Source organism: Aeromonas lusitana (genome assembly GCF_002812985.1).
Lineage (GTDB): Bacteria > Pseudomonadota > Gammaproteobacteria > Enterobacterales > Aeromonadaceae > Aeromonas > Aeromonas lusitana.
The window spans coordinates 145983-171246 of sequence record NZ_PGCP01000022.1; the positions used below are offsets into that span (position 1 = coordinate 145983).

29 protein-coding genes and 1 rRNA gene are annotated in these 25264 nt (G+C 60.4%); 16 read left to right on the forward strand and 14 right to left on the reverse strand.

The window, feature by feature from the left end; all coding sequences use genetic code 11:
• The first annotated feature begins 12 nt into the window (after window positions 1-12).
• The 8 genes from CUC44_RS14785 (at window position 13) to CUC44_RS14820 (ending at window position 7308) form a co-directional block, all read left to right on the forward strand.
• Window positions 13-378: an SFCGS family glycine-rich protein gene (locus CUC44_RS14785; protein ID WP_100860668.1), complete on the forward strand. Its 366-nt coding sequence runs from the start codon at window positions 13-15 to the stop codon at window positions 376-378.
• On the forward strand, window positions 378-674 hold the full coding sequence (locus CUC44_RS14790) for a DUF4312 family protein (protein ID WP_100860669.1): 297 nt from the start codon (window positions 378-380) through the stop codon (window positions 672-674). Before CUC44_RS14785 ends, CUC44_RS14790 begins: the two co-directional genes overlap by 1 nt.
• Window positions 675-696: 22 nt before the next feature.
• Entirely contained in the window at window positions 697-1473 is a 777-nt protein-coding gene (locus tag CUC44_RS14795) for a DUF4311 domain-containing protein (RefSeq protein ID WP_100860670.1), read from the forward strand.
• Window positions 1474-1484: 11 nt separating this feature from the next.
• A complete protein-coding gene (locus tag CUC44_RS14800) occupies window positions 1485-2135 on the forward strand; it encodes a DUF4310 family protein (protein WP_100860671.1) in 651 nt (216 codons plus the stop codon).
• 186 nt (window positions 2136-2321) lie between these two features.
• On the forward strand, window positions 2322-3461 hold the full coding sequence (locus CUC44_RS14805; RefSeq protein ID WP_100860672.1) for an amidohydrolase/deacetylase family metallohydrolase: 1140 nt from the start codon (window positions 2322-2324) through the stop codon (window positions 3459-3461).
• The gene (locus CUC44_RS14810; protein WP_100860673.1) at window positions 3445-4560 is read left to right on the forward strand and encodes a DgaE family pyridoxal phosphate-dependent ammonia lyase; all 1116 of its coding nucleotides are present in this window, start codon (window positions 3445-3447) and stop codon (window positions 4558-4560) included. The genes CUC44_RS14805 and CUC44_RS14810 overlap by 17 nt, the downstream gene beginning before the upstream one ends.
• A complete protein-coding gene (gene dagF / locus CUC44_RS14815; protein ID WP_100860674.1) occupies window positions 4560-5300 on the forward strand; it encodes a 2-dehydro-3-deoxy-phosphogluconate aldolase in 741 nt (246 codons plus the stop codon). Before CUC44_RS14810 ends, dagF begins: the two co-directional genes overlap by 1 nt.
• Window positions 5301-5403: 103 nt before the next feature.
• Window positions 5404-7308 (forward strand): BglG family transcription antiterminator, encoded by a 1905-nt coding sequence (locus CUC44_RS14820; RefSeq protein ID WP_100860675.1) that lies wholly within the window; start codon window positions 5404-5406, stop codon window positions 7306-7308.
• Window positions 7309-7326: 18 nt separating this feature from the next.
• Here the strand turns inward: CUC44_RS14820 and npr are convergent, their stop codons facing one another.
• The 10 genes from npr to CUC44_RS14870 all read right to left on the reverse strand — a co-directional run bounded on the left by npr (window position 7327) and on the right by CUC44_RS14870 (window position 14142).
• The gene (gene npr / locus CUC44_RS14825; protein ID WP_100860676.1) at window positions 7327-7599 is read right to left on the reverse strand and encodes a PTS phosphocarrier protein NPr; all 273 of its coding nucleotides are present in this window, start codon (window positions 7597-7599) and stop codon (window positions 7327-7329) included.
• A 20-nt stretch (window positions 7600-7619) separates the two neighbouring features.
• The gene (gene rapZ / locus CUC44_RS14830) at window positions 7620-8486 is read right to left on the reverse strand and encodes an RNase adapter RapZ (RefSeq protein WP_100860677.1); all 867 of its coding nucleotides are present in this window, start codon (window positions 8484-8486) and stop codon (window positions 7620-7622) included.
• A 41-nt stretch (window positions 8487-8527) separates the two neighbouring features.
• The gene (ptsN, locus tag CUC44_RS14835; RefSeq protein ID WP_100860678.1) at window positions 8528-8974 is read right to left on the reverse strand and encodes a PTS IIA-like nitrogen regulatory protein PtsN; all 447 of its coding nucleotides are present in this window, start codon (window positions 8972-8974) and stop codon (window positions 8528-8530) included.
• Between the two features lie 2 nt (window positions 8975-8976).
• A complete protein-coding gene (hpf, locus tag CUC44_RS14840) occupies window positions 8977-9264 on the reverse strand; it encodes a ribosome hibernation promoting factor (RefSeq protein WP_042001473.1) in 288 nt (95 codons plus the stop codon).
• Between the two features lie 20 nt (window positions 9265-9284).
• Complete coding sequence (locus CUC44_RS14845; protein WP_100860679.1) at window positions 9285-10724, reverse strand: RNA polymerase factor sigma-54; 1440 nt, start codon at window positions 10722-10724, stop codon at window positions 9285-9287.
• Between the two features lie 65 nt (window positions 10725-10789).
• On the reverse strand, window positions 10790-11515 hold the full coding sequence (gene lptB / locus CUC44_RS14850; RefSeq protein WP_100860680.1) for an LPS export ABC transporter ATP-binding protein: 726 nt from the start codon (window positions 11513-11515) through the stop codon (window positions 10790-10792).
• Window positions 11516-11527: 12 nt separating this feature from the next.
• The gene (lptA, locus tag CUC44_RS14855) at window positions 11528-12049 is read right to left on the reverse strand and encodes a lipopolysaccharide transport periplasmic protein LptA (protein WP_100860681.1); all 522 of its coding nucleotides are present in this window, start codon (window positions 12047-12049) and stop codon (window positions 11528-11530) included.
• Window positions 12036-12596 (reverse strand): LPS export ABC transporter periplasmic protein LptC, encoded by a 561-nt coding sequence (gene lptC, locus CUC44_RS14860; RefSeq protein WP_100860682.1) that lies wholly within the window; start codon window positions 12594-12596, stop codon window positions 12036-12038. The genes lptA and lptC overlap by 14 nt, the downstream gene beginning before the upstream one ends.
• Window positions 12593-13147, reverse strand: coding sequence for a 3-deoxy-manno-octulosonate-8-phosphatase KdsC (kdsC, locus tag CUC44_RS14865; RefSeq protein ID WP_100860683.1), 555 nt, complete (start codon window positions 13145-13147; stop codon window positions 12593-12595). The genes lptC and kdsC overlap by 4 nt, the downstream gene beginning before the upstream one ends.
• Window positions 13147-14142, reverse strand: coding sequence for a KpsF/GutQ family sugar-phosphate isomerase (locus tag CUC44_RS14870; protein WP_100860684.1), 996 nt, complete (start codon window positions 14140-14142; stop codon window positions 13147-13149). The genes kdsC and CUC44_RS14870 overlap by 1 nt, the downstream gene beginning before the upstream one ends.
• Window positions 14143-14349: 207 nt before the next feature.
• Here CUC44_RS14870 and mlaF point away from each other — a divergent pair, with 207 nt between their 5' ends.
• The 7 genes from mlaF to murA are packed head-to-tail and all read left to right on the forward strand — an operon-like array spanning window position 14350 to window position 18880.
• A complete protein-coding gene (mlaF, locus tag CUC44_RS14875; protein ID WP_100860685.1) occupies window positions 14350-15150 on the forward strand; it encodes a phospholipid ABC transporter ATP-binding protein MlaF in 801 nt (266 codons plus the stop codon).
• Window positions 15150-15929: a lipid asymmetry maintenance ABC transporter permease subunit MlaE gene (mlaE, locus tag CUC44_RS14880; protein WP_100860686.1), complete on the forward strand. Its 780-nt coding sequence runs from the start codon at window positions 15150-15152 to the stop codon at window positions 15927-15929. Before mlaF ends, mlaE begins: the two co-directional genes overlap by 1 nt.
• Window positions 15930-15936: 7 nt before the next feature.
• Window positions 15937-16437: an outer membrane lipid asymmetry maintenance protein MlaD gene (gene mlaD, locus CUC44_RS14885; protein ID WP_100860687.1), complete on the forward strand. Its 501-nt coding sequence runs from the start codon at window positions 15937-15939 to the stop codon at window positions 16435-16437.
• A gap of 2 nt (window positions 16438-16439) precedes the next feature.
• Window positions 16440-17075 (forward strand): phospholipid-binding protein MlaC, encoded by a 636-nt coding sequence (gene mlaC / locus CUC44_RS14890; protein WP_100860688.1) that lies wholly within the window; start codon window positions 16440-16442, stop codon window positions 17073-17075.
• Complete coding sequence (locus tag CUC44_RS14895) at window positions 17072-17344, forward strand: STAS domain-containing protein (protein ID WP_100860689.1); 273 nt, start codon at window positions 17072-17074, stop codon at window positions 17342-17344. The genes mlaC and CUC44_RS14895 overlap by 4 nt, the downstream gene beginning before the upstream one ends.
• A complete protein-coding gene (gene ibaG / locus CUC44_RS14900) occupies window positions 17344-17601 on the forward strand; it encodes a BolA family iron metabolism protein IbaG (protein WP_005306001.1) in 258 nt (85 codons plus the stop codon). Before CUC44_RS14895 ends, ibaG begins: the two co-directional genes overlap by 1 nt.
• Window positions 17602-17617: 16 nt before the next feature.
• Window positions 17618-18880 (forward strand): UDP-N-acetylglucosamine 1-carboxyvinyltransferase, encoded by a 1263-nt coding sequence (gene murA, locus CUC44_RS14905; protein ID WP_100860690.1) that lies wholly within the window; start codon window positions 17618-17620, stop codon window positions 18878-18880.
• A 103-nt stretch (window positions 18881-18983) separates the two neighbouring features.
• Here the strand turns inward: murA and pmbA are convergent, their stop codons facing one another.
• A complete protein-coding gene (gene pmbA / locus CUC44_RS14910; RefSeq protein WP_100860691.1) occupies window positions 18984-20327 on the reverse strand; it encodes a metalloprotease PmbA in 1344 nt (447 codons plus the stop codon).
• Between the two features lie 107 nt (window positions 20328-20434).
• On the opposite strand from pmbA, the gene yjgA reads away from it, so the two are divergent.
• Window positions 20435-20959, forward strand: coding sequence for a ribosome biogenesis factor YjgA (gene yjgA, locus CUC44_RS14915; protein WP_100860692.1), 525 nt, complete (start codon window positions 20435-20437; stop codon window positions 20957-20959).
• 90 nt (window positions 20960-21049) lie between these two features.
• Here the strand turns inward: yjgA and CUC44_RS14920 are convergent, their stop codons facing one another.
• From CUC44_RS14920 to rrf, 3 genes are all read right to left on the reverse strand, one after another.
• On the reverse strand, window positions 21050-24133 hold the full coding sequence (locus CUC44_RS14920) for a transglycosylase domain-containing protein (RefSeq protein WP_100860693.1): 3084 nt from the start codon (window positions 24131-24133) through the stop codon (window positions 21050-21052).
• Between the two features lie 214 nt (window positions 24134-24347).
• Window positions 24348-24665 carry a PTS system regulator TmaR gene (tmaR, locus tag CUC44_RS14925; protein ID WP_100860694.1) on the reverse strand — a complete coding sequence of 106 codons (318 nt, stop codon included), beginning with the start codon at window positions 24663-24665 and terminating at the stop codon, window positions 24348-24350.
• A gap of 365 nt (window positions 24666-25030) precedes the next feature.
• Window positions 25031-25145 (reverse strand): 5S ribosomal RNA (rrf, locus tag CUC44_RS14930).
• Window positions 25146-25264: the final 119 nt, after the last annotated feature.

Below are 25264 nucleotides of genomic sequence, written 5' to 3' on the forward strand. Positions count from 1 at the left end.
GGAGAAACCACTATGTCAGCCATCAAACTCGTGATCGGAGATCGTCTCGGCAAGGGTCAGAAAGTCGGTGCGGGGGCAGAAGCCGCCGGCGCCAGCGTGACCGTCATCCCCGGCATGGCCGCCGATATGAAGCTCGGTGATGTGATGAACAAGGAGCAGGCCGATTTGGGCATCTCCTTCTGCGGTAGCGGCGGTGCCGGCGCCATCACGGCCCAGACCAAGTACGGCTACAAGTGCCGATATGGCATGCGCTCCATCGAAGAGGGCGTCACCGCCATCAACGAAGGTTGTGTGGTGCTGGGCTTTGGCTTCAACGACAAGGAAGAGCTGGGTCAGAAGCTGATCGAAGCGTTCGCCAAGAAGCACGGTCGCGCCTGATGAAAGAACACTTCACCACCCAGGTCATCGTCAACGGCAAGGGGGCGACTCGCCAGCAGGCGTTCGCCGCCGCCCTCAGCCAGGTACAACCCACGCTGCTCAAGGGCAGCCAGCACGTGATGCTGCGACTCGAACCGGTCGATGTGCAGGTGATCAAGGCCGAGGAATCGGTCCGGGTGGAGAAGTTCCTGTTCTTCTTCCTGCCGCGCCAGCGCCGCGAATTCCGCGTGCAGCTGGAGATCGCCGTCAAGGTCACCAGCCTGGATGTCGACAAGGTGGATTTCACCCTGCTGTAACCCCACAAAAAGGACATGTTGGATGTTTCTGATCATATTAATGAAGTCCCTCATCATCGGTGGCCTGGTGGGCGTCGGGGTGGGGGCCGGTGCGGCGCGGATGTTCCATGCCCCGACCGTACAGGGCATGGGCGCCTTCCGCACCCTGGGCGAGCTGAACTCCTGTGAAGGGGATCCCGCCTCCCACTTCTCCTTCGGTCTCGGCTTCTTCTTCAACGCCTGGGCCTCGACCGTGGCGGCCGGTGCCTTCACCCAGGATGTGGATCACCGCATCATCCCGCACTGGGCCACGGCCGCACTGCTGGTCAAGAACCGGGATCTGACGAGCACCTTGCACGACCCCAAGAAGATGGCCATCGCCGGTGCCATCATAGGGGCCATCGTCGTCGCCTTCCTCAACAGCACGGCAGCCGCGGTTCCCGCCGCTCTGCAGGTCACCGCCGTCAAGGTGCTGGTGCCAGCCGCCAACCTGCTGGTCAACACCGTCATGCCGGTGATCTTCTGGCTGGCCGCCATCGAGGCGGGCAAGAAGTCCGGCTTCTGGGCCACCATCTTCGGCGGCATGGCCCAGCTCATCATGGGCAACGCCGTACCGGGTCTGGTGCTTGGCATCCTGATCGGCAAGGGCGTCGAGGAGAGCGGCTGGAACCACGTCACCCGCGTCATGATGGCAGCCATCGTATTGCTGTTCGTGCTGAGCGGATTCTTCCGTGGCTTTGACATGAAACTGATCGAGTCCTTCCACATGGGGATCCCCCTGTGGCTGGAAAATGTCCATAACCTGATGAGCGGCAAATAAGGGACCACACCATGGATGAGAAACTGAGAAACAACTTCTGGTATGCGGACTGGTCCTTCCCCATCTTCGTCGGCCTGCTGTCGGCCGGGGTCTTTGCCGGTACGCACATGTTTTACCTGTACGGGGTCGGCGCCTTCAACGAGGTGGCCTTCGTCGCCATGCTGAAGGCCGGCATGGATACAGGGGCCTACGGTGCAGTCGCGGCCTTCGGTGCCAGCTTCCTGTTTGCTCGTATCATAGAGGGCTCCCTGGTAGGGATCCTGGATATCGGTGGCGCCATCCAGACCGGGGTCGGTCTGGGGGTTCCCGCCTTGCTGCTGGGCGCCGGCATCGTCTATCCGGTGGAGAACTTCGGTGCCTCCCTGGCGACCGGCATGGGGATTGGTCTGGCCATCGGCTATGTGATCATCCTGGCGCGCAAGTTCACCATCAATCAGAGCAACTCCACCTATGGTGCGGATGTGATGATGGGTGCGGGCAACAGCTCCGGCCGCTTCCTCGGCCCCCTGATCATCCTCTCCGCCATGGGCGCTTCCATCCCCATCGGTCTGGGTTCCCTGCTGGGGGCGCTGCTGTTCTACATCTGGAACAAGCCCATCACGGGTGGCGCCATCCTGGGAGCCATGCTGCTCGGCACCTTCTTCCCGGTCGCCCTGGCTTAATCACAGGCCGTCTCTCGGGCGGCATTTAAGAACCTGTTTGCGATCTGTCGCGAGAGATCGTCAGCAAGGTGAAGAGCAGCGCAGGAACCGGAGCGTATAGAAATACGTGAGGATTCCGAGCAGCACATGAGCCTTGATCACGGCCTCGCAGTAAGAGCGCAAGCAGGTTCCAAGAGGGATATCAGCATGTATGACATGATCATCAGAGCGGGACGCCAGGGAAACGGCGAGCTCATCGACATCGCCATTTTGGACGGCAAGATAGCGGCCCTTGGCCAGCTCCCGACCTCGGCCGAGGCGAAGCGAGTCCTCACCCTGGCCGGACAGTATTACCTGAGTGCAGGCTGGATTGACGGCCACACCCACTGCTATCCCGCCTCCCCCATCTATCACGATGAACCGGACAAGGTCGGGGTGGAATCAGGGGTCACCACCGTCATCGACGCGGGCAGCACGGGAGCCGACGACGTGGATGCGTTCCAACGTCTGGCCGCAGACTGCAAGACCCGGGTCCATGCCCTACTCAACATCTCCCGCATCGGCCTGCTGCGCCAAAATGAACTGGCCAATCCAACCGACATAGATTCGGCCTTGGCCCAGGCGGCCATCCTCCGCCACCCCGGCTTCATCGTCGGCATCAAGGCGCGCATGAGTGGCAGCGTGGTCGGCGAGAATGGCTTGCAGCCCCTGCGGATCGCCAAACAGATCCAGCGCGACAACGGCAACCTGCCGCTGATGGTGCACGTGGGCAACACACCGCCGGATCTGGACGAGATAGTCGCCCTGCTGGGACAGGGTGATCTGCTGACCCACTGCTTCAACGGCAAACCGAACCGCATCCTGACCCCGGCCGGTGAGCTGAGAGTGGCGGTGCGTGACGCCATGCAGCGAGGGCTGCGACTCGATATCGGCCACGGTGGTGCCAGCTTCAGCTTCGAGGTGGCGGAGCACGCCATCCGCCAAGGCATCTTGCCTGACACCATCAGCTCCGACATCTACTGCAAGAATCGCATCAAGGGGCCCGTCTACAGCCTGGCCCACGTGATGTCCAAGTTCTTCGTCATCGGCATGAGCCTGGAGCAGGTGCTCGCCTGCGTCACCCACCAGGCCGCCGATGCCCTGCGCCTGCCGGGCAAGGGACGGCTCGAGGTGGGCGCCGATGCCGACCTGACTCTGTTCGAACTGGCCCGCGGCCCTGCCCTGTTCATGGACACCGAGGCGCAATCGCGCAGCGGCGATGTACAACTGCTCCCCCTCGCCGCCCTGGTGGGTGGTGACCTGGTTCTGACTCACTATGGGAAATCACACCATGCCTTCCGTGTATGAGAAATATCAGCTCAAACCCGTCATCAATGCCTCCGGGCGCATGACCATCCTCGGCGTCTCCACCCCGGAGCAGGAGGTGGTCGAGGCCGTCAACTTCGGCTTGGGTCACTACTTCGAGGTGAAGGATCTGGTCAACAAGACAGGTGCCTACCTCGCCAATCTGCTGGGAGTGGAAGATGCGGTCGTGGTCTCCTGCGCCAGTGCCGGCATAGCCCAATCGGTGGCGGCCGTGATAGTACGCGGTGATGCCTATCGCCTCGAGCAACTGCACGCCCATGCCCACGGGGTACCGAGCGAAATCGTGCTGCCCAAGGGTCACAACGTGAACTTTGGCGCCCCCGTGGGCACCATGGTCAACCTGGGTGGCGGCAAGGTGGTGGAGGCCGGCTATGCCAACGAGTGCTCCCCCGCCCAACTGGCCGCCGCTATCAACCCCAACACGGCAGCCATCCTCTACATCAAATCTCACCACTGCGTGCAGAAGAGCATTCTGTCGGTGGCCGAAGCGGCCGAGGTGGCCAGGGCCCACCGGCTGCCGCTCATCGTCGATGCGGCGGCGGAAGAGGACTTGCGTCTTTACTACCAGCAAGGGGCCGACCTGGTCATCTACAGCGGCGCCAAGGCCATCGAGGGGCCCACCAGCGGCCTGGTACTCGGCAAGGCCCAGTATGTAGAGTGGGTCAAGCAGCAGGCGAACGGCATAGGCCGCGCCATGAAGGTGGGCAAGGAGGGGATCCTCGGCCTGACCCACGCCATCGAGCGCTATCTGGAGAAGGAAAAAGAGAGCGGCGCCGCCATGGTGAGCAAGATGACCCCCTTCATCGAGCGCCTCAACCAGTTGCCTGGCGTCACCGCCAAAGTGGTGTGGGACAGCGCCGGCCGCGATATCGCCCGCACCGACATTGCCTTCGACCATGCGCGCCTCGGCATGAACACGGTACAGGTGGTGGCTCGCCTGCAGCAGGGCAACCCCGCCATCTACTGCCGTGGCTATAAGGCCAACGAGGGCCACATCGAGATCGATGTGCGCAGCGTCAGCCCGGCCCAACTCGACCAGATCCACGCGGCCATCGCCCAACTAGCCCAGGAGAACAACTGATGTCCCTTATCCCGAACTACTATCGCGATCGCGTCTGCCTCAACGTGCTGGCCGGCTCCAAACAGAATGCCGTCGACATTTATGAGGCCGCCGAGGGCCATGTGCTGGTCGGCGTGCTCTCCAAGAGCTACCCGGATGTGCCCTCCGCCGTCGCCGACATGCGCGAATACGCGGCGTTGATCGACAATGCCCTCTCCATCGGGCTCGGCGCCGGCGACCCCCGTCAGTCCGCCATGGTGGCCGAGCTGGCTCGTCAGCTACAGCCCCAGCACGTCAATCAGGTATTCACCGGCGTGGGCGCCAGCCGGGCACTGCTCGGTCAACCCCATACCCTAGTGAATGGCCTCATCTCCCCCACCGGTACCCCGGGTATGGTGAAGATCTCCACCGGTCCCCTCAGCGCCGGGCAGGCCGACGGCATAGTCCCCATCGATACCGCCATCGCCCTGCTCAAGGACATGGGGGGCAGCTCGGTCAAGTTCTTCCCCATGGGGGGGCTGGCTTGCCGAGACGAGTATCAGGCGGTGGCCGAGGCCTGCGCCCGCCACGGCTTCTGGCTGGAGCCCACCGGCGGCATCGATCTCGACAACTTCGAGGAGATAGTGCGCATCGCATTGGACGCTGGGGTCGAGAAGATAGTCCCCCACATCTACAGCTCCATCATCGACAGTGACAGCGGTCAGACTCGTCCAGAGGACGTTCGCACCCTGCTCGCCATGGTGAAACAGCTGCTGGCGTGACGATAACAAGGGCACCGGTCCAACCTCTGGCCGGTGCCTGGCTTGTTGATGACTCAGTTGTTAACATCGATCCCTCTCTCACGACCGGAGTCACGCTGTCCCCATGATCAAGCTGCCCCACCCCAGACTCCATCAACTGCTGACCCAGCTCCATGCCGAACCCCTGCCACAGGAGGAGCTGGCCCGCCGCCTCAATGTTTCCACCCGCACTGTGCGCACCGATGTGGCGACCCTCAACGAGCTGATTGCCACCCACGGCGCCCATCTGATCCATCAGCGCGGCACCGGCTATCAGCTGAAGATTTACAATCAGGGGCTGTTTGACGAGTTGCTGGCGGCGCAGGAGCAGGAGACCAGCCTGCCCCGCACCAGTCGGGAGCGAGTGTTGCATCTGCAACTCCTGCTGCTCACCGCAGAGCAGGGGATCAAGCTCGAGGAGCTGGCGGACACCTGGTATCTGAGCCGGGCCGCGCTGCAAGGGGACATGGCGGAGGTGAGGGAGCGGCTCGCCCACTTCGGGCTCACCATCGACAGCAAGCCACGCCTTGGCATGCGCATTCAGGGGGAAGAGGCGGCCATCCGGGCCTGCCTCACCCAGCTGCTCTATCGGGAGCAGACCCGCAACAGCCCCTTGCAGGGCCTGTTGCCCAACCTCTGCCCCAGCAAAACCCTGGAGGTCATTGGCAACCGCATCCACGCCCAGCTCGGCCACCATCAGTTGCGGCTGGCCGACGAGAGTCTGCAACAGCTCACCATCTACTGCGCCGTCGCCCTGTTGCGCCAGGCCGCTGGCCATGAGCTGCTGGCCTTCAGCCAGGACGATCTCACCGCCCCCCTCACGGCCGTGGCCCGCGACATCTATGGGGAGCTCCCTACCCTGACTCGGCCCGGGGAGCCTGAGGTGAATGGCCTCGCCATCCAGATCCAGGCACGACTCATTACCGACACCCCGCAGCTCAGCCCGGCCATGGCCGCCGAGAGTACCCAGCTGGTTGAACACCTGCTGGATTACATCCACCAGCACTACCCCTATGATCTGCGCCACGACGGCCAGTTGCACGCCGATATGCTGGCCCATATCAGTGCCATGCTGCTGCGGATCAAATACCAGATTGGCTGCCACAACCCGCTGGCGGATCACATCAAGCAGTACTATCCCCTCGCCTACGACATCACCTTGGCGGCCATCTCCGAGTGGATCAAGCAGACCCCCTATCATCTGACCCATCACGAGATCGGTTATCTGGTGATCCACATAGGCGTCGGGTTGGAGCGCCATTACGACATCGGCTACAGCCGCCCTCCCCAGGCGCTGCTACTGTGCGATGCGGGCAACGCCACCTTCCGGGTGCTGGAGGCGCGCATCAAGCGGGAATACCCTCAGCTGCAACTGACCAGCCTGGAGTCGGTGCGGGACTATGAGGGGCTCGCGCATATCCAGCAGGACTTCGTCATCAGCACGAGCAAGGTCAGTGACAAGAATGTCCCCGTGGTGCAGGTTGCCCCCTTCCCGACCCAGTACCAGCTGGAACAGCTCGGCAAGCTGGTGCTGATCGATCGCACCCGCCCCTACCTGCTCGACAAGTACTTCGATGATGAGCACTTCATGGTGGTGAACGAGCCTCTTGATCAAGCCGCACTATTTGCCATCATCTGCGATCAGCTGGAGGCGGAGGATCTGGTCGAAGAGGGGTTCAGGGGATCCCTGCAGGAGCGGGAGCAGATCGTCTCCACCATGCTGGGGGATGGCATTGCCCTGCCCCACGCCCTTGGCCTGCTGGCCCGTCGTACCCTGGTGTATACGGTGCTGGCTCCCCAGGGCATCGACTGGGGCAACGGCGAGACCGCCAACCTTATCTTCGTGCTGGCCATCGCCAAGGCGGACTACGAGGAAGCGATGGGGCTCTACGACTTGTTCCTGGCGCTGATGAACGAAAAAGCCAGCAAGAATTTGCTGGCTTGTCGGGACTTTGTCCACTTCAAGGGGCTGGCGCGGACCGCGCCGTGAGAGGGCAAGGCAGCGGCTTTACTCCTCGTTAAAGCCCGAGGTGAACAAGGCTACCACGGCCGCCAAGGCTTCTTCCTCTTGCGGCCCCTCCACTTGTACCTCGACCTGCTTGCCCTGAGCCGAGTCCAGCATCAGCAGACCGATCACGCTGTCTGCATCAGCCTCGACGCCGTCTTCGTTGCGCAGCAGCACATGGGCATCGAAGCCCTGCACCAGCTCGAACAGCATCATGGCCGGCCTGGCGTGAATACCCAGCTTGTTTTTGACTTCTACCGAGGCGGAAACTGTCATCTGAGTGTCCTATTGGTCAATCAGGCGGATGCCGATCGCTTGTCCAGGGTGCGGTGGCGGATCTGCACGTTCTTGCCGAGCAGGCGAAACGCACTGGCCAACCGCTCGGCGATGAACACGGATCTGTGCTGGCCACCGGTGCAACCGATGCCCACCGTCACATAGCTGCGATTGTTGCGCTCCAGATGGGGCAACCAGGTACCCAGCATGTTCTCGATCTGCTGGATGAACAGCATGACGTCCGGCTGGCTGGAGAGATAGTTGGCCACCGGCTCGTCCTGACCTGTGAAGGGCTTGAGCTCGGGGATCCAGTGGGGATTGGGCAGGAAGCGGGCATCGAACACGAAGTCCGCATCCTTGGGGATGCCGTACTTGAATCCGAACGACTCGAATACCAGCACCAGCTCGTTCTCTTTCTTGCCGAGCACCCGGGTCTTGATGAGCTCGCTCAGGTCATGAATGCTGAGGTTAGTGGTGTCGATGCGCAGGTCAGCGGTGGAGGAGAGGGGCGCCAGCAGGTGGGTCTCTTCCCGGATCGCCTCGTCCAGCGACAGCTTGTTGCGAGACAGGGGATGCAGGCGGCGGCTCTCGCCATAGCGCTTGAGCAGGGTGGTATTGTCCGCATCGAAGAAGAAGCTGGAGAACTCCACCCGTCCTTCGCTGCGTGCCTGCGCCAGCAGGCTCTCCAACCGGTCTGGCTGAGTCGGCAGGTTGCGCACGTCGATACTGACCGCCAGCTTGTCATACTGGCTCTCCACCGAGATGATCAGCTGGGGCAGCAGATTGACCGGCAGGTTGTCCACACAGTAGTAACCCAGATCTTCCAGCACCCGCAGGGCGACTGTCTTGCCCGAGCCCGAACGACCACTTACCACTATTAACTGCATCTTGTCCCCCTCACATCTACTTGGCTGCGTCATGCCCGGCATCAGGCCGAGGTCATGATCTGGTAGAGTTCTTCGTCGCTGGTCGCCTGGCGCAACTGGCGGCAGACGGCCTTGTCACCCAGCTTGGATGCCATCAGGGAAAGTGTCTTGAGATGTTGCTTGCACTCGCTCTGTGGCACCAGCAATGCAAAGAGCAGGTCGACCGGTTGATTGTCGATCGAATCGAAAGGGATGGGTTCGGAGAAGGTCATCAGCACGGCGGTCGGCGCGAAGGCGTCGTCGATCCGGCCATGGGGAATGGCGATACCGGCACCGATCCCGGTACTGCCCATCTTTTCCCGCGCCAGCAGGCTCTCGAACAACACCTGACGGGAGGTGCCGAGGCGCTCTGCGGCCAATTCACTGATGATCTCGAGGGCGCGTTTCTTGCTGGTACAAGGGACCGCACTCTTGGTGCAGTCCCGACTCAGTATGTGTTCAAGTTGCATAGTTATTTTTGATTTAACTTATCTTTGTGCTTGATGATCTGCCGATCCAACTTGTCCAGCAGGGTATCAATCGCAGCATACATGTCGGCATGCTCCGAATTGGCGAACACCTCACCCCCGCTGACATGCAGCTTGGCTTCGGCAATCTGGTTCAGTTTTTCGACGCTCAACACCACATGTACGTTGTTGATATGGTCAAAGTGACGCTCGAGTTTGGCAAATTTGTTGTTCACATAATCACGCAGAGCTTCGGTAATCTCGACATGGTGTCCGGTCAGGTTAATTTGCATAACGTCTTCCTTTTGTTTGCCTAAACCAGGCGTTTGCGCTGATTGGATGGCGGGATCAACAAGGATTCACGGTACTTTGCGATCGTGCGTCTCGCCACCATAATACCCTGTTCGGCCAGCAAATCCGCGATCTTGCTATCACTAAGCGGCTTGGCGGGGTTTTCCGCCGTCACCAGCTTCTTGATCAGAGCGCGAATAGCGGTCGATGAGCACTCTCCTCCTCCCTCCGTACTGACATGACTGGAGAAGAAAAACTTCAGTTCAAAAATGCCGCGGGGCGTATGCATGTACTTCTGGGTTGTCACCCGCGAAATCGTCGACTCGTGCATCTCCACCGCCTCGGCGATGTCGTTGAGCACCATGGGCTTCATGGCCTCTTCACCGTATTCGAAAAAGCCCTGCTGCTGCTCGACGATGCAGCTGGCCACCTTAAGCAGGGTGTCGTTCCGACTCTCCAGACTCTTGATGAACCACTTGGCTTCCTGCAGGTGGGAGCGGATAAACTGGGTATCCGTACTGCTGCGCGCGTTGCGGGCCATGGCCGCATACGTCTCGTTGACGCGAATGCGCGGCGCCGAATCCGGGTTCAGCTCAACCACCCACTTGTAACCCTTCTTGACCACGGACACGTCCGGGATCACGTATTGAGACTCGCTCTGGATGACACCGTTGCCCGGTCTCGGCTCCAGCTGCTGGATGAGATCCAGCACCTCCTTGAGGTCGCTCTCCTTGAGCCGGGTCTTGCGGGCCAGGGTGCGATAGTCGCGATTGCCAAGCAAATCCATGTGTTCGCTGATCACCTCCCTCGCCTCGCTGAGCCAGGGCAGATCGGACGGGAACTGGCCAAGCTGGATCAGCAGACACTCCCGCACCGAACGGGCCGCGATGCCAATGGGATCGAAATGCTGCACCCGCTTGAGCACGGCTTCGACTTCATCCAGTTCGACTTCTACCTCTTCACTGCTGACTGCAAGCTGAATATCTTCGAGAGAAGCAGTCAAATAGCCGGATTCGTCGATGGCGTCGATGATGGCGAGGGCGATGGCGGCATCCAGATCGCTGAACGGCGTCAGTCGCATCTGCCACAGCAGATAGTCCTGCAGGTTCTCGGTGGTTTCCCCCTGATAGACGCTGTCTTCCCCATCGTGGATGGGGCCTGCGCTCTGGGCCGTGCCGGCCGAATAGACCTCGTCCCAGGTGGTATCCACCGGCAGTTCATCCGGCATCTTGTCCTGGGCCATGGCATCGCTGGAGTCAAGTTGACTGACGTCCTGTACCTCGGTCGGATTGGTTTCCTGCGTCTCGCTCTCCTCTTGCTCCAGCAAGGGGTTGTTGTCGAGCGCTTGCTGAATCTCCTGCTGGAGTTCCAGAGTGGAGAGCTGGAGCAGACGAATCGCTTGTTGTAATTGTGGCGTCATGGTCAGGGATTGACCGAGACGCAACTGTAATGTCGGCTTCATCTACGTCGGGATATCCTTATGTTCAGCGAGGCAGTCACCCAACAAAAATGAGGGATGCCCCCTTACTATAGACTGAATTGATCGCCCAAATAGACGCGCTTGACCTGCTCATCGGCGAGGATATCCGCCGGGGCGCCTTCGGCAATCATCTGGCCATGGCTGACGATATAGGCCTTCTCGCACACGTCCAGGGTCTCCCGGACGTTGTGGTCGGTGATCAGCACGCCCAGGCCACGTTCTTTCAGATGTTGGATGATCTTCTTGATGTCTATGACGGAAATAGGATCAACCCCTGCAAAAGGCTCGTCCAGCAGAATAAACCTCGGCTCTGCCGCCAGTGCCCGGGCAATCTCGACCCGTCGCCGTTCCCCGCCCGAGAGACTCTGCCCCAGGCTGTCGCGAATATGGGTGATGTTGAACTCTTCCAGCAGTTGCTCGACCTTGTCTTCCCGCTCTTCGCGGCTCAGACCCTTGCGGGTCTGCATGACCCCCATCAGGTTGTCGAACACCGACAGGCGGCGGAAGATCGAGGCCTCCTGCGGCAGATAGCCGATGCCGTTGCGGGCCCGGATATGCATGGGCTGCAGGCTGATGTCCTGATCGTCTATGGTGATGAGGCCGGCGTCCCGCTGTACCAGGCCCACGATCATGTAGAAGGAGGTGGTCTTGCCCGCCCCGTTGGGGCCCAGCAGCCCCACTATCTGACCCGTGCCCACTTCCAGGCTCACATCGCTCACCACCATGCGGCGCTTGTAGCTCTTCTGCAAGCCCACTGCTTTTAACACTGCCATGGATGCTGTTTCCTACTTCTTCTTCTGATCGGCGGGCTTGTCGAAGTTCTCGACCTGATCCGGCAGGAACACCGTCTTGACGCGCTGGGTCGGACCCTTGCTCTCGGCGATCATCTTCTGTTTCACTATGTCATAGCGAATGAGGTCGCCGTTGACCTGGCTGTCTTCCTGCTTGAGTTGACCGTTACCTGTGATGGTCACCAGGCGGTTCTTCAACTCGTAGCGAATGCTGTTGCCATGGGCGTTGACCGGCTTGCCGTTATCCAGGATCTGGAAGAAGGTGGCCGGATTGCCGTAGGCGGTCATCACCTCGGCACCCTTCTCGCCGGAGCGGATCACCACCACCTTGTCGGCCTTGATCTTGATGGTGCCCTGAGTGATGAGCACATCCTCGCTGAAGGTGACGCGATTGTCCTGCATCTCGGCCACCTGTTTGACCGCGTCCACATAGACCTTTTCGGTAAAGTCGGACTCTTTGGCGTTCACGGCGCCGCACAGCAGCAAGGCGGCGAGCGCCAGATTAGCGTTTTTCATTGAAATAAATGGCATGGCCTTTATCCAGTAATTCGAAATATTTACGTTCCAGGTGGCCCTTGAGGCCAACGCCCTCGGTCTGGAATTCCTGACCGACGATACTGATGTGCTGATTGCTTCTCACGTCCTGGGTCACCAGATCCATCTCCAGATATGGGGTATCCAGGGTGGAGATAAAAGAGGTTGGCAGCAAACCATCCAGATGCACCTTGTCCCGCAGGATCACGTTGTCATCGGTATTGAGCACGCCCGTGTCCGCCGTCACCTTCCACTCGGCCTCTCCCTGCTCGTCGAACAGGTAGATCACCGGCTTCTCGAAGGTCGCCTGCTCGAGGATCTGGAAATACTCGGCAAACTGCGATTCCATCCGCTCGGTCCGCTTGCCCTGCTCGTTGAAACGGGTGGTGACCAGGTTCTTGGCGGTGAAGTCAGGCTGATAATTCTCTACCTTGGTGGTCTCTTGCGGCGCCAATTCGATGTCACCGAGCTGCCAGGCAGCCAAAGCCACCAGAAACAGCAGGCCGAACAGCAGTGTCTGTCGGTTCATACGGACGCCTCGGGCTGGTAATCACCGAGTCCCTGCGCCTGCAAGATGAGATCGCACACCTCGCGCACCGCGCCGACGCCGCCTCCCAGACGGGTGATCAGATCGGCGCGGGCCAGCACCAGCGGGTGCGCATCCGCCACCGCGATACCCAGGCCACAGGCCGCCATCACCGGCAGATCTATGGTGTCATCCCCCATATACGCCGCCTGGGACGCATCCAGACCGAGTTGGGCGAGTAGCGCCTCGAAGTGGGGCAGCTTCTGATCCGCCCCCTGCACCAGATGTTGCACCCCCAGGCCCTTCATCCGATCGCTGACGATGCGGGAGCTGCGCCCGGTGATGATGGCGATCTCGATGCCTGCGTTGAGCAAGGCGCGCATGCCGGCCCCATCGCGGGTGCAGAAGGTCTTCAGCTCTTCGCCATGGTTGCCCATGTAGATGAAGCCGTTGGAGAGCACCCCATCCACGTCGCACACCAGCAGGCGGATCTGCGCCGCCTTCTCATACTGGCTGCGCGTCACCGGACCATAGAGGGTCGGTACATCTTGCATCAAATCACCCCGGCTTTGAGCAGGTCGTGCATGTTGAAGGCGCCCAGCGGCCGCCGCTCCCCATCCACCACCAGCAATCCGTTAATCTTTCTGGTTTCCATCAGTTTGACGGCTTCGGCCGCCATCATCTCTGATCCTACGGTAACACAGTTGGCCGTCATTACCTTGGCGATCGAGGTGTGATGGATATCCACCTGCAGATCCAGGATCCGGCGCAGGTCACCGTCGGTGAACAGACCCGCCAGCACACCCTGCTCGTCCACGACCGCCGTCATGCCGAGGCCCTTGCGGCTCACTTCCAGCAGCGCCTGGCTGATGGTGGCATCTATCCCCACCCGGGGCAACAGCTCACCGCTGTGCATCAGATCGCCGACTCGCAACAGCAGTCGCTTGCCGAGCGAGCCGCCCGGATGGGACAGCGCGAAGTCGTCGGCGGTGAAGCCACGGGCTTCCAGCAGGGCCACCGCCAGCGCATCCCCCATCACCAGGGTCGCCGTGGTGCTGGAGGTCGGCGCCAGACCGAGCGGGCAGGCCTCCTTGTCGACCTTGATGCACAGGTGCACATTGGCCTCTTTGGCCATGGTCGATGTCGGGTTGCCGGTCATGCAGATGAGCGGTATGCCACGGCGCTTGAGCACCGGCAGCAGGGCCAGGATCTCGTCGCTCTCGCCGGAGTTGGAGATGGCGATGATGAGATCCCCTGCGGAGATCATCCCCAGATCACCGTGGCTGGCTTCGCCCGGATGCAGGAAGAAGGCGGGAGTGCCTGTGCTGGCCAGGGTCGCGGCTATCTTGTTGCCCACATGGCCAGACTTGCCCATGCCGGTGACCACTATCTTGCCGCCGCAGCGCAGCACCATCTCGCAGGCCTTGTCGAAATGCTCGTCGAGGTACTGGTAGAGACCATCAATGGCTTGCTTTTCAATGTCCAGCACCGCGCGGGCACTGCGACGAAAATCGAACAGTTCTGACACTTTTTCAGGCTTTGCAGACATAAAGACACAGCTCCGGGCCGAGATTTGCTGCGGGATTATAAAAAAGTCTGTCGAGATAAGCGAATCGGATGCGGGGTCGTTCCCTGGCTGACGCATGTTGTTACATAAAACTGTCGCGCTTTTGGGGGTGTTATGCGCTCAATAGTTGTTCCTTGCTGTTGCTTAGACCTAGACTAGCCCATAAAATTCGCTCTTCTTTTATACCGGATGGACATTTGTTTGAACAATGACCTGATCACCATCTCCGACCTGACCTTCAGTCACGGAGATAGGTTGCTGTACGACAGGATCAACCTGACCATTCCCCGAGGCAAGGTCACCGCCGTCATGGGACCGAGTGGCATCGGCAAGACCACCTTGCTGCGGCTGATCGGTGGCCAGCTGAAACCTGAATCGGGTCACATCCTGTTCGACGGGGACGACATTCCCACCCTCTCCCGCTCGCGCCTGTACGAGGTGCGCAAGCGGATGAGCATGCTGTTCCAGAGCGGCGCCCTGTTCACCGGCATGACGGTGTTCGACAACGTGGCCTTCCCGCTGCGGGAACATTCAGGCCTGCCGGAGGAACTGATCCATACCATCGTCATGATGAAGCTGCAGGCCGTGGGGCTGCGCGGGGCCGCCAGGCTGATGCCATCCGAGCTCTCCGGCGGCATGGCGCGCCGCGCCGCGCTGGCCAGATCCATCGCCCTGGATCCGGATCTCATCATGTATGACGAGCCGTTCGTCGGCCAGGATCCCATCACAATGGCGGTGCTGGTCAAGCTCATCAAGGAGCTGAACGATGCCCTCGGCATCACCTCCGTCATCGTTACCCATGACGTGAAAGAGGTGCTGAGTATCGCCGACTACGCCTACATCATCGCCAACCGCAGGGTGGTGGCCCATGGTACGCCGGCCCAGCTTCGCGAGGAGCACAATCCGGAAGTCGAACAGTTCCTGCGGGGATTGCCAGACGGTCCTGTTCCGTTTCATTTTCCGGCAGGCGATCTGCTACAGGATCTGTGATGTTGACGACTCAAATAAGCAAGCTGGGCCGCAGCGGGGTGCGTTTTATCAACGCCATCGGCCGCGCCACCATCATGCTGTTTCATGCGCTGGCGGGCCGGCCCCAGCCGCGCAAGCACTTCCCCCTGCTGATCCAGCAGCTCTATGTGGTGGGGGTGCAATCCGTCGCCATCATACTGGTATCGGGATTGTTCATCGGCATGGTGCTCTCTTTGCAGGGCTACAACGTATTGAAGGACTTCGGCGCCGAGCAGAGCCTGGGTCCCCTGGTCTCTCTCTCCCTGCTCCGTGAGCTCGGGCCCGTGGTCACCGCCCTCTTGTTCGCCGGCCGGGCCGGCTCCGCGCTGACCGCCGAGATAGGCCTGATGAAGGCCACAGAGCAGCTCTCGAGCCTGGAGATGATGGCGGTGGATCCACTGCGCCGGGTGGTGGCGCCCCGCTTCTGGGCCGGGGTCATCAGCATGCCGCTGCTGGCCTTCATGTTCAGCCTGATCGGCATCTTCGGTGGCAAGCTGGTCGGGGTCGACTGGCTGGGGGTGGACGAGGGCAGCTTCTGGTCCGCCATGCAGGCCTCCGTCGACTGGCAGGATGACATCATGCAGGGGGCGATAAAGAGCATCATCTTCGCCCTGGTGGTCACCTGGATTGCGCTCTTTAATGGCTATGATGCCAAGCCGACCTCGGCCGGGATCAGTCAGGCGACGACCCGTACCGTAGTCCACTCATCCCTGGCCGTGCTCGGTCTGGATTTTATACTCACCGCTGTCATGTTTGGGTAAGGTAAAGATGAAGTTCAGCAAAGTAGAATTCCTGGTTGGCGCCTTCATGCTGGCTGGCATCGCGGCCATTTTGGCACTGGCACTGCAAGTCGCTGGTTTGAGTTTCAAACCGGAAGGAGAAACCTATACCCTGCGCGCCCATTTCGATAATATCGGCGGCCTGAAAGTACGTTCACCGGTCAAGGTCGGTGGGGTCGTGGTCGGTCGGGTCAGCGACATCACCTTGGACGCCAAGAGTCAGGTGCCCATCGTCTCCTTGCAGATGCAAAAAAGTGCCGGTGAGTTTTCCGAGACCAGCACCCTCTCCATCCTGACCTCGGGTCTGCTCGGCGAGCAATATGTCGGCCTGGCTCCCGGTTTCACCGACGAGGAGATGGGCACCAACATGCTCAAGGATGGCGACATGATCGAAGACACCAAATCCGCCATCGTACTGGAAGACCTGATTGGCAAGTTCCTCTATAGCCAGTCCACACCAGCCACCAATCCGCCAGCAACCAAGGAGTAACCATGTTCAAGAAGATCGCCCTGCTGCTGGGTCTGATTACCAGCATGTTGTTCTCTGCCGCCACCCTGGCTGCAGCCAACACCTCGGATCCTTATGCCCTGGTGGATCAGGCGGCTCAACAGACCTTCGCCCGCCTCAAGTCAGACCAGGCTCAGGTCAAGAGCAATCCAGATCACCTGCGCGTGATCATCCGTGAAGAGCTGCTGCCCTACGTGGATAATCGCTTCGCCGCCTACAAGGTGCTTGGCAACCAGATCAAGGAGACCACCCCGGCTCAGCGTGATGCCTTCGTCGAGGTGTTCACCGAGTACATGGTGAGCTCCTACGCCGATGCCCTCGCCCACTTCGACAAGCAGACCGTCAAGGTCCAGCCGGGCAAGGCCCCGGGTGACAGCAACATCACCGCCGTCAACGTCAGCGTGAAAGAGGCCGGCAAGCCGGACATCTTCCTCGAGTTCAAGCTGCGCAAGAACAACAAGACCGGCGAGTGGAAGGCGTTCGACATGGTCGCCGAAGGCATCAGCCTGCTCTCTGCCAAGCAGAACGAGCTCGGCGGCCTCATCCGCCAGAATGGCATAGATGCGGTGATCGCCCAGTTGCGCGAGCACAACGCCAAGCCCCTGGTCATCAAATCATGAAATTAAGCGGTGAGCTGCAGGCGCCACAGGTCAATGAGCTGTGGCAACGCCGGGCAGAGTGGTGGCAAGATGACGAGCTGGAGCTCGGTGATGTCACCACCCTGGATTCTGCCGGTCTGGCCCTGCTGGTCAAATGGGCCAAAGCCACCCTGGCACGGGGCGCCACACCACGACTGGTCGGCGCCTCTCGTGATTTTCATACCTTGGCCAACCTGTACGGGGTGGCCGATTTGTTTCAATCAACCCCGCCCAACACTGAGGACGCGTAATGCAAGTCTCTGAAATTGAAGCGATACTCCTTGAGGCCTTGCCATTGTCCGAAGTCCATGTCAAAGGCGACGGTAGTCACTACCAAGTGATCGCCGTCGGTGACATGTTTGACGGTATGAGCCGGGTCAAGAAACAGCAGGCCATCTATGCTCCCCTGATGGACAAGATCGCCAGCAACGCCATCCACGCACTCTCCATCAAGGCCTTTACCGATGCCGAATGGAAGCGCGAACGTAAATTCCTACTGCCCTCCTGATTTGGTATCTAAGTAAATGGACAAATTCAAGATCACCGGCCCCTGCACCCTCTCCGGTGAAGTGACCATCTCCGGTGCCAAAAACGCCGCCCTGCCGATCCTGTTCGCCACCCTGCTGTGTGATGAGGAGATCCAACTCTCCAACGTGCCGCGCCTCAAGGACGTGGGCACTACCCTCAAGCTGCTGGAGATGCTGGGCGCCAGCACCAAGGTCAACGGCAACGTGACCGTGCTGACCGGTGCAGTGAACAACCATGTCGCCCCCTACGAGCTGGTGAAGACCATGCGTGCCTCCATCCTGGCACTGGGTCCGCTGGCGGCCCGCTTCGGGGCGGCTGACGTCTCCCTGCCCGGCGGCTGCGCCATCGGTGCCCGTCCGGTCAACCTGCACGTACACGGCCTAGAGCTGATGGGCGCCAAGATCGCCATCGAAGATGGTTACATCAAGGCCCGGGTCGATGGTCGCCTCAAGGGTGCCCACATCCTGATGGACATGATCTCCGTCACCGGTACCGAGAACCTGATGATGGCCGCCACCCTGGCGGACGGTCGCACCGTGATCGAGAACGCCGCGCGTGAGCCGGAAGTCGTTGATCTCGCCCACTTCCTCAACGCTCTGGGCGCCAAGATCCAGGGTGCCGGCACCGACACCCTGACCATCGATGGGGTCGAGCGCCTGCACGGTGGCAGCTACAGCGTCCAGCCGGATCGCATCGAGACCGGCACCTTCCTGGTGGGTGCCGCCGTGACCGGTGGCAAGATCACCTGCCGCAAGACTGACCCCTCCCTGCTGGAAGCCGTGCTGGTCAAGCTGGAAGAGGCGGGCGCCGCCATCGAGAAGGGCCCGGACTGGATCACCCTCGACATGACGGGCCGTACCCTCAAGCCGGTCACCATCAAGACGGCTCCCTACCCGGCCTTCCCGACCGACATGCAGGCACAGTTCACAGTGCTGAACGCCGTCGCCAAGGGCACCGGCATGGTCACCGAGACCATCTTCGAGAACCGCTTCATGCACGTGCCGGAACTGGTACGGATGGGCGCCGACATCGAGCTGCAGGGCAACGTCGCCATCTGCCGTGACACCGAGCAACTCAAGGGTGCCCAGGTGATGGCCACCGATCTGCGCGCCTCCGCCAGCCTGGTACTGGCCGGCTTCGTCGCCGAAGGCACCACCCTGGTCGAGCGCATCTACCACATCGACCGTGGCTACGAAGATATCGAGCACAAGCTGCAAGGCCTGGGCGGTCGCATCGAGCGCGTCAAAGAAACCCACTGATGCCTCGCTTGCTGTAGTGCTAAGCACTGCTCATGACGAAAAAGGCCCCCGCATTGCGGGGGCCTTTTTCATGGCATGGGCTCAGGGTCGGCAGGAACCGGGCTCAGTGCCCCGCCAGCTTCATCTGCTCAACCAGCACCGAGCCGGTCTTGAGGCTGGAGCGCTCATCTTCATCCGTTCCCACTGCGACCAGATTGCTGAACATATCGGATAGATTGCCTGCAACAGTGATTTCTTCCACGGGATACGCAATCTCGCCGTTTTCCACCCAGAAACCGGCGGCACCGCGGGAGTAGTCACCGTTGACGATGTTGACGCCCTGCCCCATCAGCTCGGTCACCAGCAGGCCAGTGCCCATCTCCTTGAGCATGCCCTGGAAGTCCTGACCCGTGTTCGACACCTGCCAGTTGTGAATGCCGCCGGCGTGGCCCGTGGTGGTCAACCCCAGCTTGCGCGCCGAGTAGGAGGTGAGCAGCCAGCTCATCAGGCGACCGTCACGCACTATGTCCATATCCCTGGTGCGCACCCCTTCCCCATCGAACGGGGTACTGGCCAGACCGCCAAGCAAATGCGGGAACTCCTGGATATGCAGCCAGTCCGGCAGCACCTGTTCACCCAATTTGTCCAGCAGGAAGCTCGACTTGCGATAGAGGTTGCCACCACTGATGGCCATCACCAGATGGCCCCAGAGGCCGGCGGCGGTATCTGGGTGGAACAGCACGGGCGCATGGCGGGTGCTGATCTTGCGGGCTCCCAGGCGGGAGACGGTACGCTCCACCGCCTCGTCGGCGATGCGCTGCGGGCTCCACAGCCCTCCCAGGGTGCGGCTGGAGGAGTAGCCGTAGTCCCGCTGCATGTCGCCATCCTGCTCGCCGATCAACACACAGCTCAGGGAGTTGCGGGATGCGGCATAGCCTTTGACGAAGCCGTGGCTGTTGCCATACACCTTGACCCCCAGATGGCTGGAGAAGCTGGCGCCGTCGGAGTGCTTGATGCGGGCATCGCGGCCCAGCGCCAGGCGCTCGCACTCGATGGCCAGCTCGATGCCGTGCTGGGGATCCAGCAGGGTGGGGTGGCAGAGTTGCAGGTCGGGAGCGTCCCAGGCCAGCAGCTCGGCATCGGCGAGGCCAGCATACTCATCGGCGGAGGTGTGGCGCGCTATCTCCATTGCCGCCTCGACGGCGGCACGAATGGCAGCCTTGCCGAGATCCGTGGTGGAGGAGGAGCCCTTGCAGCCGTCGCGGTAGACGGCGATACCGAGCGCCCCATCCTTGTTGAATTCGATGCTTTCCAGCTCACAACCCCGGGTATTCACCGACAAGCCGGTCTGCTTGCTGATGGAGACTTCGGCCAGCCCGGCCCCCAACCCCTTGGCGATCTCCAGAGCCTCGGCGACGACAGCCTCGAGATGGGTTTGATCCTGGCGGATTTGGTCTTGCTGGTCCATAACTCACATCTGTATGAAGGAAAGGGGCTAAGCATATCAGACCCCTGCGCCCAGCGGGAGAAGCTGGTAACATATCCCCCAACGTGAATGACAGGAATCAAAGACCGATGAGTCAGTATCAAGACGACAACGAACAGGACGATTGGGGCCCCAGCAAGAGCCAGCTCAAGCGTGACGCCGAAGCCTTGCAGAAGATGGGTGAGGAGATAGTCTCCCTGAGTGCCAGCGAGCTGGAGCGGATCCCGCTGGATGAAGAGCTGGCCGAAGCCGTCGAGCTGGGTCGCAAGCTCAAACCCAAGAAGGACGAGTCCTTCCGCCGCCACCTGCAGTTCATCGGCCGCCTGATGCGCAGCCGGGACATGGCACAGATCGAAGAGGCGCTCTCCATCATCAAGATGCGTCACTCCACCGTGAATGCCCGTCTGCACCGCCTGGAGCAGTGGCGTGAGCGGCTGATCAGCGAAGGGGATTCTGCCCTCAACGAGCTGATGGCCCAGTTCCACGATCTGGACCGCCAGAAGCTGCGCCAGTTGATCCGCACCGCTAACAAGGAGCGGGAGCTCAACAAGCCACCGGTGGCGTTTCGCGAGATGTATCAATATCTGCGCGGCGAGATCGAAGATCAGCTGTGAGTGATGACTCACCACCGGTGACCCTGGGTCAGCGGTAGATAGCAAAACGGGGCCAATCTGGCCCCGTTTTTTATGTGCTATGGCGATGCATCAACTGCCCGCCATGCACTGGGTATGCGTCCCCGGCTCCAGGTAGGGCATCAACAGCGGCGCCATGCCCTTGAGCACCTGCACCGGCAGCGCCGAGGTGAAGCGGAACTTGTCCGACTGGCTGCCCGGCACATAGGCGGTCAGGGTACCAAAGTGATCGTCGCCTATGTAGAAGACGAAGGTCGCGGTGCGGTTACGGGCCAAGGAGCTGGTCACGTTGCCATAACGCCCGACTGTCTCAAGCCGGTTATCCCCCGTCCCCGTCTTGCCACCCATCGGCAATATGGTCCCATCCGGCAGGGCGAAGGCACCGGCGATGCGTCGCGCCGTCCCCCCTTCCACCACCTTGGAGAGAGCATTGCGCAAGGCTTGCGCCACCTCGGGCGCCATCACCCTGGAGCCCTGCACGTTAGCCGGCTCGAACACGGTGGCGAAGGGAGTGCCCTTGGCAAACGACAAGTACTCGATGCGCTGGGTCGGTGCCCGTATGCCGCCGTTCTGGATGATCCCCATCAACTCTGCCAGGGCCGCCGGCCTGTCCCCCGAGCTGCCCAGAGCAGTCGCAAGCGACGGCACCAGGTGGTCGAAGGGATATCCCAGCCGTGCCCAGCGTTGATGGATATCGAGGAAGGCCTCGACCTCCAGCATGGTGCGGATGCGGCTATCCCGGGCACTGCGATGACGGGTCTTGAACAGCCAGCTGTAGACCTCCTGACGCTCGTCACGGCTGGCCGCGACCGCATCGGCGAAGGTCGCCTTGTCGAACTCCTTGAGATACGACAGCAGCCACAGCTCGAGCGGGTGCACCCGCGCTATATAGCCCTGATCCGGCAGTGAATACTTACCTGGCCCATAGCTGGTGTAGAGCTGTTCAACCCGCTTGTCGCTCAGCTTCTCCCGTGGCAATCGCTTCGCGAGGAAGGCGGCGAAGTCCACCTGCGACGCTTCCGGCATCAGATAGCGATGTACGGCGGCGAGTCGAACCGCACTGGGCTTGAGGCCATCCAGGAAGGTATCCAGCCGCTCATCCGGGGTCTTGCCCTGATACTTGCGCCAGAAGCGCAGCAGATAGGTCTGGCCCTCCTTGTCGGCAAACTTGGACAGATACTCGGTGCGGCGTGGATCCTTGTCATCCTTGAGCAGCTGGGCGCGGTTGCCTTCCTTGTAGAGGCTGTAGCGCACTATGTCGCGCATCAGCCGCACGAAGGGCAGGTTGATGGATTCCCGCAGCGCATCGCGAATAGGCGGAATGCGACCATTATCCTCTTTGCGGAAGTTGTTGAAGGTGTGCATGCCGCCGCCGGTGAAGAAGCCTTCATAGGGGCTCGCGGAATACTTGCGATCCAGCGCAGCCTCCAGCATCACAGGCAGGCTCTTGTCCTTGGCCGTCATCAGGTAGGAGATGGCCCAGCGGCTGATGTTGTCCTGATTAGAGACCTCAATCTTGCGCAGACTCTCGGCTGGCATCTCGGCATAGCTGTCATGCAGCTCGGTGACGATCTCCAGATAGGTGGTCAGCACCCGCAGCTTGGCGGTGGAGCCCAGCTCCAGCTTGCTGCCTTCGTTGATGTCGAACGGCTGATCCGTGTTGTCGGTCTGCACCCGCACCTTGACCCCTTCCGGCGTCTTCTCGAACAGGGTGAAACTGTATTTCACATCCCCGGTCTTCTCCGGCGAGAGCAGGCGCTCACCAAACAGACCCACCTGGGCGGCGAAAGTCGGATCCGCCAACTGCTGCAGGTAACGAGAGATATCGTTCTGCAGCGGCATGTTGAGGGTGGTATCCGCCGTCAGATCCATGCGGTCCAGATCGTAAAGCTGCACCCCGAGCTGGCGACTGAGGCGGGTACGTGCCACCTGCAAGCCCTTGTTGTTGTTGACCCGGGTGATCGCCGGCGCCTGCAGGAAATCGCGGAAAACCAGTTTGGCCTTGAGCGCAGATTCCATCAGCGGCGGCGTGATCATGCCCTCCTGTACGAACAGTCGCAGATAGCTGTCAGTCAGGGTCGACAACGCCTCCCGCCCCTGTGCCAAATAGTAGGAAGGACGACGGTGGGCGATCATCAGGGAGACGACCTGACGCAGGGCCAGTCCCCGCTCGGCTAGGGTCGCGTCCTGATTGCGGACGGGATCCAGCAGACGGTTGACCTCATCCACATTGGCACCGAACCAGACCCAGAGACCATCTCCCAGCCCATGTACCTCGCCATAGCCAGGCGCTGCCGAGAGGGGTACCGAGTTGAGATAGGCCCAGGCAACCAGCTTGCGGGCTTCCAGGGTCTCAGGCCCCAACCGGTAGGCGCGAACGCTGGCCGAGACCATCTGCCGGATCTTCTCGGTCGGCGACAGGGTCAGCCCATCGGGAGAGTGACGGTATTTCTCCACCTGGGTCGCGAGGGTACTGCCGCCAGCGGATTGATCCTGCATGTCCAGCGCCTTGCCAACCTGAGAGAGCGCAGCCTTGCCAAAGCGCGGCCAGTCCACGGCCGGGTTGGCAAGGGGCTGCTCATTGCTCAACAGATCCCGGTTCTCAATGAACAGCAGCGACTGTATGACCAGAGGTGGGATGGCGCTGAAGTCCGGATAGTAATGGGTCGGATACTTGTACTGATAGAAGGGCTCGGCACGGCAGTCGTGCAGGGTCAATCCCGCCTGCACCTTCTCGGTATAGGGCACGAAGAAGCCATGGCTGGCGTACTTGTACAGCGCATCGGAGAAATGCACCTGCTCAGTCACCTGATAGCCGCGCTGGATCAGCCGCTCCTGGATCATGGGCATCAGCACATAACCGAGGCGCTTGTCGAAGGGGCCGTCATCCGGGAAAGTGATCTGCTTGCTGGGACCGGGCTCCAGCTCATAGGTCAGCTTGGCGGCGTAATGAGAGATCTCCTGCGACTGCAGTCGGGAGGTCTTCATCTCATAGCCCAGCAGGGCGATCGCGGCAGCCAGGCAAAGCAAAAAGATAAAACAGAACAACCAGCGCCACCAGGGACGGCGCTTGCGCTTATGTTGCCCGTCCGCGTGCGGTACGGATGAATCCTGAGATGCCACTTTGTTCAAATCCGTCTGTTTTGATGCGCCCATATTAGCCCCACCATGGTTGCGCAATTTATTGTCTTTCACTCAAGCTTAGTCGTTTCAAGTCAAGGGCTTGAAAACTATTGAGCGCTTTGATGCGATGTTAACAGGGCGATTGTGAAAATGGGAGTCGATTGTTGCAGCGCGACAAGAGATCCGAGCTGATGGGTAAAAATGAAACACCGGCCAAGGGCCGGTGTTCAAGCATGGCAAAACCGTCTTATTTGCTGGTGCTCATGCCTTTCAATCTGGTGCTCAACTCCTTGCGCTCCTTGGAGAGCTCGGCGTTCTTGATGATGTGATCGTCGACCCGCTCTTCGTAATCGGCGCGCATGTTGGCGATGATGGCCTGCACTTCATCGATGCTCATACCAGGCTTGATATAGTCGCTCAGGTTGTCGAGCAGCAGCACCCGCTTCTGGTTATCACGGATCTTCTTCTCGTTGTCGACGATCTCACGCTTGAGTTTGTTTTGACGACGGGACATACGCACATATTCCAACACATCGCTGAAAGTAGACTTGTTTACTTGTTCCATATCGATACCACTGACTGAAGGTGAATGAAAACGGTTCAGGTGGCACCTATGCCAGAGAGAAGTTGAAGGCGTGGCATAGGCAAACCCGGAATGCCCTTACTCTACCGAGTTATGATGCAGATACAACCCCAATCACAGGCTGGCCGGGGGTTTTGGCAGGAATGATAGTCCGGTCGTGTTGAGCGAAAACGAGGCAGGAGATAGGTAATTGGAGGCCTAGAAGGCAGTTTGTTTGACTGAGTGGATGTGGTTTTACGATGTGGCTGTCTGATAAATAGGCTATGGATGGACAAAATATCTGCCCATTCCCACATCCCAGCCAATAAAAAAGCCCGCTCAGATGAGCGGGCTTCTTCTAATTGGGTGCCTGGCAGTGTCCTACTCTCGCATGGCGAATGCCACACTACCATCGGCGCTACCGCGTTTCACTTCTGAGTTCGGCATGGGATCAGGTGGTTCCACGGCGCTATGGCCGCCAGGCAAATTCTTCAATCTCGGAAAGCTGACGTGAATAACGACTGTCACCGGTAAGGTGGGTCGCTATCACTGAATTTGTAAGTAGTTCATGCACTTGCTACAAGGCCAGAAACCTGTCTCTT